Origin of the sequence: uncultured Paraglaciecola sp. (assembly GCF_937123705.1) — a bacterium.
Taxonomy (GTDB): Bacteria; Pseudomonadota; Gammaproteobacteria; order Enterobacterales; family Alteromonadaceae; genus Paraglaciecola.
Window position 1 is genome coordinate 20,246 of sequence record NZ_CAKZKO010000137.1, and the last position, 12,434, is coordinate 32,679.

Sequence of the window (12,434 nt, forward strand, 5' to 3'; positions counted from 1 at the left end):
ATATAAGGTAACGATGAGCGATTTAACCGAAAAACAAAAAATGCTAAAGGGACTGGAATATTTCCCAAGCGACAAAGCCTTGCAGCAAGACCGAGCCAATGCTAAGCGGTTGTGTCAGCAGTTTAATCAGCACGATATCGATGATAGAAAAGGCAGTCGTAAAATTATTAAGTCCTTATTCGGGCAGTGTGCTGGTGCATGGATTGAACCCGATTTCTATTGTGACTACGGTTACAATATTTCAGCAGGCAAAAACTTCTACGCTAATCATGGACTCGTCATTTTAGACGCCGCCCCTGTGACCTTTGGTGATAACGCAATGATTGCCCCTGGAGTATTAATTTCAACCGCTACACACCCTCTAGATCCAACAAAGCGTAACAAAGGCTTAGAAACAGCCAAACCCATCACAATAGGCAACAGTGTGTGGATAGGCATGGGAGCCAAAATTTTAGAAGGTGTGACAATTGGTGATAATGCTGTGATTGCCGCAGGTGCAGTCGTTAATAGGGATGTTGCAGCGAATACTGTTGTAGCTGGTGTGCCAGCTATCGTAATAAAAACTATCTCTGCTTAAAAATCCGCGCAATCCAAAGCTTATAAGCTATCAATAAACATAACTCTCTAAATCCGCCAACTCCTCTTCCCACCCGTTAACATTAGACTGTCTATGTTTTGCCTCTAAAAATCCAGATTCGGTGAGCGTTAATTGCGTGCCACCATCTGATGTTGTGGTCAATGACCATTCAACCAAAGTAGAGGTTGCTTCATCAAACACCGCATCTGGTTGAAACATCCATCGCCACGCGAAATAGTATGGGGGCGTAACAGTTTCAATACGCATAGCAAATCGTCCTTCGCATTCTTGTTCCCATTCAAAATATCCGTGTTCTCCTTGCCTTAATTCAAAACTAGCGGCGGTTCCGAACCATTTTTGAATTTCTGCGGGGCTGGTGATGGCTTCCCAAACTCGTTCGATTGGGGCGCTGAAGGTTATTTCTCTGACAATTGAATTAAGGCTGTTAGTCATGTTGTTCTCCAATGTGTTTAGCTAAGTTATTTAGTCTGTTGTCCCATTGCTGAGCAAATGGTGAAATCCAGTCAAGTAGTGTTTGCACTGCTTTAGGATTGAGGTTATGCACCCGTTCTTTACCAGTGAATTCAGCGCTGATGACTTTGGATTTGATTAAAATATTTAGATGTTTGGTCATGGCTTGGCGCGAGATAGTAGAATTTGCGGTCAATTGTTTAATTGAACGTTCACCATCTTGGTACAAGGATTCAATGATCTTGCGGCGGTTTTTATCTGCCAAGGCTTTAAAAATATCCATCTGATATTTACTTAATCTTCATTTTGTGACGTCATTGATAATGAGCAACTAAAAGGTTGCATGTCAAATGTTTATGCGAGATTGATTATTTATTATCAGAAGGTAGGCTATTTATTGAGCATGCAATTTGAAAAAACTAATTAAAGCTTGTTCAGAATTTTAAATCCTGCAAAATAGTCAATACTATTCATAAATTAATAGAATTCATGTTGTATACATTAGTTTACAAGGATCGTTGGCAGAAATACCGTGGGTTTAGAGTTGTTTTTACCAATCACTTAATTTCATTTTCATATTTAAAAATAAAAGAGTTTAGTCATGTTACGCGACAGTATTAATAATATTCATGTTTCTTCCGAGAAAGTGTTAGTCACACCCCAAACATTAAAATCTGAATTACCTGTAAGTGATGCGGCTTTGCAAGTCATTCAATCTTCACGACAAGTCATTAGCGATATTTTACATCGTAAAGACCATAGATTTTTGCTGATTTGTGGTCCATGTTCCATTCACGACATAGACGCCGCAAAGGAATATGCTCTTAAACTCAAAGAGTTGCATGAAAGCTGCAAAGATACTTTGTACATTGTGATGCGGGTGTATTTTGAAAAGCCACGCACAACGGTGGGATGGAAAGGTCTTATCAACGATCCTCATATCAACGACACCTTTGATATTGAAACTGGTTTACGTAAAGCCCGAGAATTGCTTATTTGGTTGGCCGAATTAGAGCTACCAGTAGCCACAGAAGCGCTTGATCCTATTAGTCCGCAGTATTTGGCGGAGTTATTTAGCTGGTCGGCAATTGGTGCTCGTACGTCTGAGTCCCAAACACACAGAGAAATGGCCAGTGGTTTGTCTATGCCGGTTGGTTTTAAAAACGGCACAGATGGCAGTTTAGGTATTGCAATTAATGCATTGCAATCAGCGGCCTCTGGTCATAACTTTATGGGGATAAATGGTCAAGGGCAAGTTAGTTTGATCTCGACCCAAGGTAACCCTGATGGACATATTATTTTACGCGGTGGCAAACAACCCAATTATGACTCTGTATGTGTCGCAGATTGTGAAACTGAATTAGACAAAGCGAAACTGAGTGCAGGCTTAGTGATTGATTGTAGTCATGCAAATTCTAGTAAAGACTTTAACAGACAGCCATTGGTGGCTAAAAATGTAGTGAACCAAATACTAGAAGGTAATCAGTCAGTTATCGGCATTATGTTGGAGAGCCACCTTAATCACGGCAATCAAAGTAGTGCAGGAAAAAGTCCATCAGATTTAGACTACGGGGTCTCTATCACCGATGGTTGTATTAATTGGCAAACCACCGAAGATTTAGTGAATCATATGCGGGATAAGTTGATTACAGTTCTACCGATGCGATTAAATAAACTAATTGATGCCGACTCCTAGGAAACACTATGCCTGTATCTCCCGATGAACTGAACAAACTGCGCCAGCAAATCGATGGAATTGATAGCCAGTTAGTGACGTTATTGGCACAACGGGCCGAAATCACCGCTAAGGTAGGCCAATATAAAAGTCAGGTCGGTTTACCTATTTATGTACCTGAACGAGAGGCTGAGCTGATCGCTAAGAGGCGTGTAGAAGCAGAGCAACAAAACGTATCGCCAGTTTTAGTTGAAGATCTGTTACGTCGGATCATGCGTGAGTCTTACCATACCCAAAATGTTAAGTATTTATGCGCCAATCCGCAGATTAAGAAAGTGGTGGTGATAGGTGGAGCAGGGGCTTTAGGCCGAATATTTGTGGATATGTTTAAACGCAGTGGTTATGGGGTTACGATACTCGAACAAGATGACTGGCCTAACGCCGATAAAATTTTAGCTGATGCTGGGTTGGTTTTAGTGGCTGTACCCATCAAGTTAACTGAAAGCATCATCGCCAAGTTAACTCACCTACCCTTAGACTGTGTGTTAGTAGACATCACCAGTACAAAACAGAAACCTCTTGCAGCTATGATGGATACGCATTCAGGGCCAGTGTTGGGGCTACATCCTATGTTTGGACCTGATGTGCCGAGTTTGGTTAAACAGGTAGTAGTAGTATGTCACGGGCGTGACGCCGATAAATACCAATGGCTGTTACAGCAAATTGGTATTTGGGGCGGAATATTACAGCACACCTCGGCCAAAGAACATGATGATGCAATGGTCTTTATTCAGGTATTGCGGCATTTTTGTAGTTTTGTTTTTGGCTCCCATTTAGCCGGCGAAAACCCAGATTTACAGCAGTTGATATCTCTTAGTTCGCCTATTTACCGTTTGGAACTTGCCATGGTTGGACGACTATTTGCGCAGTCTCCCGCATTGTATGCCGATATCATTTTTGATAATAAGGACAGTGTTGCTCTACTGACTGAATTTAGCGTGAAGTTTAATCAAGCGCTACAGCTTGTTGAGACTAAAAATAAAGGTGAGTTTATTAAAGAGTTTTGTAAAATTGGCGCATGGTTTGGTGACTATTCTAAACAGTGTCTGGTCGACAGCAGAAAACTATTACTTAAAGCTGATGACGATCGCACCTTAAAAGTTGACCAGAGCCCTAGTTAAAGAATTCAATAAAAAAACGGGTTTGGATACCCGTTTTTTTATTGCCGCTATTTAATCTGCTAAAGCACTCACAGCCGCAACTTTAGTGGGGTTTATTTCTTCGCTGGGGTAACATCCTAATACTTTAAAGTAGCGTGTCATGGCTTGTAATTCTTCAAGAGCATGCTGCATCGGACCATCTTGGACATTACCTTCCACATCGAGATAAAACATTTCTTCCCAAGGGTTACCGGTAATGGGCCGAGACTCTAACTTAGTCATATTAATATTGTACTCTCGCAGTACCATAAGGGTTTCAACTAAGGCCCCCGGTTTTTGCACAGTAGACATTACTAAGGTTGTTTTAGCGGGAACTTGTAAAGGTACTTTAACCGGATTGCGGGCTACCACAAAAAAGCGGCTGTGATTTTCTTTTTGATTGGCCAAGTTTGATTTAATAGCATGTAAACCATATAAACCGCCTCCTGTTTCACTGCCCATTGCGGCGCAATCATCTGCATTTAGCTCTGCTACTGCCAACATAGCGGCAGAGGTGCTGTCGCAAGGTTTCACTTCCACATTACCTAATTCAGCCAGAAAATGGCTACATTGTGCAAATACTTGGGGATGGGCATAAAGGGTTTTTATTTTGCTAACGTCGGTCTCCCGATTCACCAATAAAGCATGTTTGATGGGATGAGTAAGTTCACCAATTATCGAAAGTTGGGTATGTTGCAGTTGGTCGTAGACTTCATTGATACTACCTGAAGACGTATTTTCAATAGGCAAAACAGCATAGTCTGCTTCGTTAGTCTCCACCTTTTTAATTATCTCTGAAAAACTCTGACAGCCTATCTCGAGTAATTCCCCTGGGCGTCTCGAAAAATATTTTTGGGTGGCAAGATAACTATAAGATCCTTTATCACCTAAAAACGCCACTCGGTTTAGTGGCAAACTACTACCGGGATTAGCCCTAGCCGCTAACAATGCTTGTTGATTTAATACTGAATCTTCTATGATCACATGAAATAGCTGAGTGACATAGTGGGCATCTAAACCATGCTTTTTGCCTTCTTTTATTAATCTTATTAATAACTGTTCTTCACGCTTTTGATCGCGCACCGGAATGTGATATTTAATCTTTGTTTCTGCGACTTGATTGGTATATTGCTGCCTCTTGGCTAAAAAAGTCAGAAGTTGCGTGTCAAGTTCAGTGATGTTAACTCTAAGTTCTTCTAATTCTGCTGATGACATGTTTTCTACTTCTTGTTTCTAATGTTTATTGGAAAAAATTTTACCATTATTGCTTATTGGCCAAGTAACGATGCCAGCATTTTGCGTACTTCGTTTACTTCAAAGGGCTTGTCACACAAGGCGTTTACACCGGTTTGATGTATGTTTGCCATGTGCAGGCTAGAGCTTGCTTCGCTGGTGACCATAATAATAGGAATATGCGCTGTTTCGGGATTAAAACGAATAAACTCAGACAATTCTCTGCCGTCCATTTCTGGCATATTATAATCGGTAACGACTAAATCAAAGGTGTTGTCTTTTAAGATGGTCAGAGCTTGTGCGCCATTTTCAGCTTCTAGAATTTTTTGTAGGCCTAAGCTATTCAATACCCGGCGAATATGTGAACGTGCCAGTTTACTATCGTCTACTAACAGCACTCTTACGTCATTGACATCAAATAAGTCAAGGTCTAGCTCATTGGCGTTGATCAAATCAAGGGATGCTTTGAGCGCATTGGCTAGGTTTTCTGGAGTAAAAGGTTTAGGTAAAATTGCGGCCACACCGGATTGCTTAAATTCTTCAAGTTTTTCAACACGACTTTCGCTCGAGACCAACATAAATGGTGTAGAGGCTAGATTTTCATCATTTTTAATTTGCTTGATGATGTCTAAGCCGGTTCCGTCTTCGAAGTACATGGCACTGACCACTAAATCAGCCCCAATTTTTGTAATGGCTTCAATGGCTTGCTTAACACTACCTACAGCCTCAACATGACAAATATCTGCCGCTGCTAGCTGCTTAATGATGATTTTTCTTTGTGTATCAGAAGGTTCGACCAAAATGATACTAATTTCTGATAAAGCAAGATGCTGCATTACTACTCCTAAATTGATGGGTGACTAATGACTAACCACCGGCTAGCTTCACATTATGGCCTAGTTGCTCTAGTGTTGCTTTGATTTTATCGCGGTTATCACCCTGGATTTCAATGACCCCATTTTTTAATGCGCCACCTGTTCCACACATTTTTTTTAATTGACTGCACAGATCTTTGAGTTCTTTTTCAGGTAGTTCTACACCTGTCACTGTAGTCATACCTTTGCCCTTACGGCCTTTGGTTTCACGGCGGATACGTACTATGCCATCGGTTTTTAGGGAAGGCTTATTTTGCTCTTTACTTTGAATACGGCCAGTTTGGGTACTATACACCAGTCTGTTTTCACTCATTTTATCTTGTACCCTATTGAACTGAGTGGATAAGTCGCTACATTCTAATCAATAAATGTGCCTGTTAGTAGGCATAATAGGCAAAACCGTAAAACTATTATTTAAAAAGGTATTAGGCATTGTGAGCAAAATAAATATTAGAGTGGCCCAGAGCCACGACTTAACGTCATTAGTCAACTTTAACCAATTAATGGCCTTCGAAACAGAACAAAAAAAGTTAGATGAAAGTACATTGAGTCAAGGCGTGGCTGCGTTAATAGCGGATACAAACAAAGGTTTCTATTTGGTTGCCGAGCAAAACGAACAAGTGATTGGCAGCTTAATGGTGACAACCGAGTGGAGTTACTGGCGAAATGGCGTATTTTGGTGGATACAAAGTGTGTATATCGCTCCAGATTACAGGAGAAAAGGGGTCTACGGGCAGTTGTATCAACAAGTAAAAGCGTTAGCGGCGCAGCAAAAGGATGTATGTGGATTTAGGTTGTATGTAGAAAAAGAAAATTTAATTGCCCAAAAAACCTACGAGGCTTTAGGCATGGAGCAAAGCCATTATCTGATGTACGAAGAGTAGAAAATGTTATTGAGAATAATTCTCAATTAGATTAACATCATATTTTTAGGTATGTAAGATAAACATAGGGTTTCTCATTGAAAAAATTCATCTTTTTTAGTTTTGTCGTTACGTCGCTGTTATCTCCGTTAGTGCTTGCAGAACAAGTTAATCTGTATTCAGCCCGTAAAGAGGCCTTGATTAAACCATTGCTTGACAAATTTACCCAACAAACGGGGATTTCGGTCAATTTGGTGACGGGCAAGGCCGATAACTTGATCACCCGACTAAAAAGCGAAGGTAAGTATAGCCCCGCAGATCTGTTGATCACTACTGATGTGGGACGTTTATACCGTGCCAAGCAGCAAGGGTTAACCCAACAAATTACCTTGTCTGAAGCCGTGGCCACAGTACCGAGTCAGTTTCGTGATGAGCAAGGGCACTGGTTAGGTTTATCCTTACGAGCCCGGCCTATAATGGTGGCAGCTAACAGTGTTAATGCCCAAACTATTACTTCCTTAGAAGACTTAGCTGACCCCCAGTGGAAAGGGCGAGTGTGTATTCGTAGTTCGAATAATATTTACAATCAATCCATGGTGGCGGCGTTGATCGCGCAATTAGGTGAGTCGGCAACGCAACAATGGGTGAATGACTTTGTGAAGAATTTTGCTCGTCCTCCACAAGGAGGAGACAGAGATCAAATCAAAGCGGTGGCGGCTGGACTTTGCGATTTGGCTATTGCCAATACTTATTATCTTGCGGGAATGTTGAGCTCAGATGATGAAACAACCCAGCAACAAGCTAAAAAGGTTACAGTTATTTGGCCTAATCAAAACAGCCGAGGGGCTCACATCAATATATCTGGCGTGGCCTTAGCAAAACATGCCCCAAATAAAGAGTCGGCTTTATTACTTATTGATTTTTTACTCAGTCAAGAGTCGCAACTTTGGTACGCTACAGCTAACCATGAATACCCTGTTTTAGACGGGGTTGCTTGGAGTGATATTCTACAATCATTTGGCCAGTTTAAAACAGAACAAGTACCGTTGGGGCAACTTGGCGAACTCAATGCTGCGGCTGTGCAATTGATGGATCGTGCCGGGTGGAAGTAAAGTCAAGGCATATTTTCATGTCTGTGATCATTAAATAACCCTGTTTATGCTGCGCAAAAGCGGGGTGTATAACAGTGTTAATGCTTGGATGTTAGGCATTGCCTTAGGCTGCTTTATTCTTGCGGCCCCGGTTGGTTTGATTTTTGTCAGTGTATTCGTTCCGCAAGTTGAAATTTGGCAGCATCTCTATTCCACTGTTTTATCAGACTATATTAGCCATTCTTTGGCTTTGGCTTTTGGGGTGGGAGCCTTAGTGATGTTGATGGGCACGCTATTGGCTTGGTACGTTGCGCGCTATGAGTTTTTTGGCCGTAGCCAATTACAGTGGCTAATACTGTTACCTATGGCCATGCCAGCTTACATCATTGCGTACACCTATACCGGCTTGCTGGACTTTGCTGGCCCTATTCAAACTCTACTAAGAGACACTTTTGACTGGCATTATGGCGACTACTATTTTCCTGAAATTCGCTCATTGCCAGGGGCGATAACTATGTTGTCGTTAGTGTTGTACCCCTATGTTTATTTGTTAGCCAGAACGGCATTTACTGAGCAGTCATCAAGCCTTGAAGAAGCGGCTCGAAGTTTAGGTGTATCTTCTCGAAAATACTTTTATACCGTAGCCTTACCTTTGGCTCGACCAGCTATTTTAATGGGCGCCGCCTTAGCCATGATGGAAGCATTTGCCGACTATGGGACAGTGCAATATTTTGGTTTGAGTACCTTTACTACTGGTATATTTAGAACCTGGTTTGGTTTAGGTAATGGCGTGGCGGCGGCGCAATTAGCGGCCTTGTTAACCAGCTTTGTGGTGTGTTTGCTGGTTATTGAGTATGTCTCAAGGCGCAAAATTCGTTATTATTTTCAAGGACAAAGAGCACAGCCAATACATCGTAAAACGCTAACGGGTAGCAGGGCGTTTTGGGTACCTATACTGTGTTTCCTCCCCGTTTTATTGGGATTTATTTTACCCGTAATTCAGTTGTTGAGCTGGGCATTAGGGACATACCAAACTCAACTTAATAGTGAATTTTGGATGTTACTTTGGAATAGTTTCTATTTGGCAGCCATGGCCGCAATGACTGTGGTGATATTGGCGCTATTTTTTGCTTATGGAAAACGGCTTAATCCGCTAAAACCGATTCGAATGTTAGTGGGCTTAGTTAACTTAGGGTATGCCGTACCGGGCACAGTTATCGCCATTGGTGCCATGATTTCTCTGAGTTGGCTAGATATAAAAATCAATGCCTTAACTGAAACTTGGCTTGATATGAGTGTTGGCTTAGTGTTTTCAGGCTCATTGTTTGCTTTGGTCTTGGTATACAGCAGTCGCTTTTTAGCGGTCGCCATGCATAACATCGATACCGGCTTGGCTAGAGTCAAACCGAGCATGGATGATGCCGCACGATCCTTAGGTTATAGACCAATACAAGTGCTGAGTCGCATACATTTACCCTTGATGAAAACCAGTGTGTTCAGTGCTTTGTTATTAGTTTTTGTGGATGTACTGAAAGAGCTGCCGGCCACTTTAATTTTACGACCTTTTAATTTTAATACTTTAGCGGTGAGGACATTTGAACTCGCCTCAGACGAACGACTAATGGACGCCGCTTTACCTGCCCTAGCAATTGTGAGTGTGGGTTTGATACCTGTGGTGTTGTTAACCCAATTAATGGACAAACCCAGTCAAGATAGTGCACTTATTAATGAAGGAAGTTATGTTAAGTCTTAATAACGTATCTGTTGCTTATCACCATACACAAGCCGTAAAAGACGTGAGTTTTGAGCTAGGTGCAGGTCAAATAGGGTGTTTATTAGGGCCCTCTGGTTGTGGTAAGACATCTCTGCTACGGGCTGTGGCAGGATTTGAACCAATATCTGGCGGAAAAATTATATTACGTGAGCAATGTGTCAGTGCACAGTACCTTCACATGCTACCGGAAAAACGCCGGGTGGCAGTTGTTTTTCAAGATTATGCGCTGTTTCCCCATTTAACCGTTGCCCAAAATATTGCCTTTGGTTTACAGCAATTATCGAAGGAGAAACAACGCCACCGCGTCGCTGAGTTACTAAGGTTAGTGGGATTAGCTGAATATGATAACCGTTATCCCCATGCTTTGTCAGGCGGTCAACAACAGCGGATTGCGTTAGCCAGAGCCATGGCCGCAAAGCCTGACGTATTGTTGTTAGATGAACCATTCTCTAGTCTAGATGCAGAATTAAGAGACGAGCTCGCCAAAGATTTGCGGGCAATTTTAAAGCATGAGAATACTACAGCGCTTATGGTCACCCATGATCAACATGAAGCCTTTGCTATGGCTGATGTGATAGGTGTAATGAATAAAGGCCAACTGCTGCAATGGACAGATGCCTATGCTCTTTATCATCGTCCTGCAAGTCGATTTGTCGCTTCTTTTATAGGTGATGGTGTGTTTTTGTCGGCACAAATTGCCAGCAATAATCAATTAAGCAGTGCCCTAGGTGAGTTTCCTATTAACTCAACTACTGGGTTCAAGCCAAATGACAAGGTGGTGTTTTTAGTTCGCCCTGACGATATAATCCATGATGATGAAAGCGACACCTTAGCAAAAGTAATTGACCGATCTTTTCAAGGCTCTCATATCTTATATCAACTAGAACTGCAGCATCCAACCCAAGTTAGGGTTTTGTGCTTAGCACTCAGTCATCACGATCATCAATTAGATGAACTTATTGGTATTCGTTTAGATCTCGAGCACCTTATTGTATTCGCCGATAGTGACTTAATACCGTGAAAGTGGCGGTTGTAGGAGCGGGTATTAGCGGCTGTTTAGTGGCAAATTTGCTCGACACACATGGTGCTAATGTGAGTGTTTTTGAGCAATTTAATGATCTGGGTGGCCGTGCGAATACAACCCAATTTGAGTGGGGCCAATGTGATCTAGGAGCTACAGTTGTAGTGGCTCAAAATAGTGAGTTTGGGGCCCATATGCAACACTTGTGTCGTCAAGGTGTGGCGAGTCAGTGGCCTAAGAAAATACTGTTATCACGTCAAAACCCCGCCGTTAAACAGAGCTTAGAAAATTATCCATCTGACCGAAAATACTACGTCTTTAACCAGCAAATGCACCATGCTTGCAGGTATTGGCTCAGGAACATAAAAAATCTACACACCCATAATCCAATCAACCAGGTTCGTTATGTAGAAGGCAAGGGCTGGCAATTAAAATCTAAACAAGTATGGCAACTAGAGTGGTTTGATAACGTGATATTGACTATGCCGTGGCCACACAGTCAACAGTTGCTTGAAAAATCTTCGTTGCCAAGTCAATGTGTTGATGACGCACCTTCATGGAGTAGCTGTTGGTCGATTGCCTTAAAATTACAACCTGTGGTCGCCTCTGATATTGATTTAGTGTACCTAAAGAACCATTCTATCCAGACGTTAGTTCGGGATTCTAGCAAGCCTTTTCGTCCGCAGCTTGTGAATACAAAGCAAGGGGTCAACAGCGAGATATGGGTTGCCCAATTGGCCAATAAACTGTCAGACGAAATTGGTCAAGCAGGTAAAGAGTACGCTATCTCCTTGGCCACCAATGCTCTGTGCGAGTTGCTAGACTTACCCATTGATGCTGTAACCCATAGCGAAGGAAAATACTGGCAATATGCACGACCTAGTCATGGGCAAGAGCCCTTAGGCATATTAAGCCTTCAAAATGGCATGTATATAGGGGGCGACTGGAGTTTTGGCGCTTCTATAGAGGCTGCTTTCAACGGGGCAAGGGCCCTTAGTCAAACCTTAATAGCAAATGAGTAAATTTTTATGATTGCAAGTATTCAAGAATGGTTTACACGACACCTAGAAGCCGAAAGTGACAATAGCGAACATAGCATTGAGCTGGCCACAGCTGTGTTGTTGTATGAAGTGATGCGCGCAGACAACAAATTTGAACAGCGAGAGCAAGACAGCTATAGACAACAGCTTGAAAGTCACTTTTCCTTAACTTCAATTGAGCTTGAAGAACTCTGTAAATTAAGCCAATTAAAAGCTGAGGGAGCGGCAGATTATCAACAATTTACCCGAGTGATTAATGATGTATATGGGCCTAGTGAAAAAAGAGCTGTGCTTGATATGCTTTGGTCAGTGGCATATGCCGATCATCAGTTGAGCCCAGATGAAGATTACACTATCCGCAAGATTGCAGACTTGCTTTACTTACCTCATAGTCAGTTTATTCAAAGTAAATTATCAATCCAGTCAGATTAAATCACAGGACTTACTTTGAATAGTTGACGTGAATTTGTTAGTGTCTCAAATAGTAGACAGCTTAAATGGTTGATTTAATAATTACAAATCAACAGATTACAAAACCTGTCTCTAATTAAAGACATATTTTATCTGTGATTTGTATTTAATATTTGAATGAAATCTAGAATGCTCTGTAACCAA

The 12,434-nt window shown here is 41.8% G+C and carries 14 protein-coding genes; 9 read left to right on the forward strand and 5 right to left on the reverse strand.

Annotation, left to right across the window (positions count from 1 at the left end):
- Window positions 1-13: 13 nt before the first annotated feature.
- Window positions 14-577 (forward strand): sugar O-acetyltransferase, encoded by a 564-nt coding sequence (locus tag Q0688_RS16940; RefSeq protein ID WP_299079569.1) that lies wholly within the window; start codon window positions 14-16, stop codon window positions 575-577.
- Window positions 578-607: 30 nt separating this feature from the next.
- Here the strand turns inward: Q0688_RS16940 and Q0688_RS16945 are convergent, their stop codons facing one another.
- Window positions 608-1,030 (reverse strand): SRPBCC domain-containing protein, encoded by a 423-nt coding sequence (locus Q0688_RS16945; RefSeq protein WP_299079572.1) that lies wholly within the window; start codon window positions 1,028-1,030, stop codon window positions 608-610.
- Window positions 1,023-1,331 carry a metalloregulator ArsR/SmtB family transcription factor gene (locus tag Q0688_RS16950; protein ID WP_299079575.1) on the reverse strand — a complete coding sequence of 103 codons (309 nt, stop codon included), beginning with the start codon at window positions 1,329-1,331 and terminating at the stop codon, window positions 1,023-1,025. Before Q0688_RS16950 ends, Q0688_RS16945 begins: the two co-directional genes overlap by 8 nt.
- A 318-nt stretch (window positions 1,332-1,649) precedes the next feature.
- Between Q0688_RS16950 and Q0688_RS16955 the strand changes: the two genes are divergently transcribed.
- Both Q0688_RS16955 and tyrA read left to right on the forward strand, forming a co-directional pair.
- Window positions 1,650-2,744, forward strand: coding sequence for a 3-deoxy-7-phosphoheptulonate synthase (locus Q0688_RS16955; protein ID WP_299079579.1), 1,095 nt, complete (start codon window positions 1,650-1,652; stop codon window positions 2,742-2,744).
- A gap of 8 nt (window positions 2,745-2,752) precedes the next feature.
- Window positions 2,753-3,904: a bifunctional chorismate mutase/prephenate dehydrogenase gene (tyrA, locus tag Q0688_RS16960; protein WP_299079582.1), complete on the forward strand. Its 1,152-nt coding sequence runs from the start codon at window positions 2,753-2,755 to the stop codon at window positions 3,902-3,904.
- 51 nt (window positions 3,905-3,955) lie between these two features.
- Here tyrA and pheA read toward each other — a convergent pair whose 3' ends face one another.
- From pheA to yciH, 3 genes are read right to left on the reverse strand one after another with little or no spacing between them, the layout of a single operon-like run.
- Complete coding sequence (gene pheA, locus Q0688_RS16965) at window positions 3,956-5,137, reverse strand: prephenate dehydratase (RefSeq protein WP_299079585.1); 1,182 nt, start codon at window positions 5,135-5,137, stop codon at window positions 3,956-3,958.
- Between the two features lie 53 nt (window positions 5,138-5,190).
- A complete protein-coding gene (locus Q0688_RS16970; RefSeq protein WP_299079588.1) occupies window positions 5,191-5,991 on the reverse strand; it encodes a response regulator in 801 nt (266 codons plus the stop codon).
- A gap of 31 nt (window positions 5,992-6,022) precedes the next feature.
- Complete coding sequence (gene yciH / locus Q0688_RS16975) at window positions 6,023-6,343, reverse strand: stress response translation initiation inhibitor YciH (protein WP_299079591.1); 321 nt, start codon at window positions 6,341-6,343, stop codon at window positions 6,023-6,025.
- A gap of 121 nt (window positions 6,344-6,464) precedes the next feature.
- Here yciH and Q0688_RS16980 point away from each other — a divergent pair, with 121 nt between their 5' ends.
- The 6 genes from Q0688_RS16980 (at window position 6,465) to Q0688_RS17005 (ending at window position 12,251) form a co-directional block, all read left to right on the forward strand.
- Complete coding sequence (locus Q0688_RS16980) at window positions 6,465-6,914, forward strand: GNAT family N-acetyltransferase (RefSeq protein WP_299079594.1); 450 nt, start codon at window positions 6,465-6,467, stop codon at window positions 6,912-6,914.
- 77 nt (window positions 6,915-6,991) lie between these two features.
- Window positions 6,992-8,005, forward strand: coding sequence for a Fe(3+) ABC transporter substrate-binding protein (locus Q0688_RS16985; protein WP_299079597.1), 1,014 nt, complete (start codon window positions 6,992-6,994; stop codon window positions 8,003-8,005).
- Between the two features lie 88 nt (window positions 8,006-8,093).
- Window positions 8,094-9,737, forward strand: coding sequence for an iron ABC transporter permease (locus Q0688_RS16990; protein ID WP_299079694.1), 1,644 nt, complete (start codon window positions 8,094-8,096; stop codon window positions 9,735-9,737).
- Window positions 9,724-10,779, forward strand: coding sequence for an ABC transporter ATP-binding protein (locus Q0688_RS16995; protein ID WP_299079600.1), 1,056 nt, complete (start codon window positions 9,724-9,726; stop codon window positions 10,777-10,779). Before Q0688_RS16990 ends, Q0688_RS16995 begins: the two co-directional genes overlap by 14 nt.
- On the forward strand, window positions 10,776-11,801 hold the full coding sequence (locus tag Q0688_RS17000) for an NAD(P)-binding protein (RefSeq protein WP_299079603.1): 1,026 nt from the start codon (window positions 10,776-10,778) through the stop codon (window positions 11,799-11,801). Before Q0688_RS16995 ends, Q0688_RS17000 begins: the two co-directional genes overlap by 4 nt.
- A gap of 6 nt (window positions 11,802-11,807) precedes the next feature.
- A complete protein-coding gene (locus Q0688_RS17005) occupies window positions 11,808-12,251 on the forward strand; it encodes a TerB family tellurite resistance protein (protein WP_299079608.1) in 444 nt (147 codons plus the stop codon).
- Window positions 12,252-12,434 lie beyond the last annotated feature (183 nt).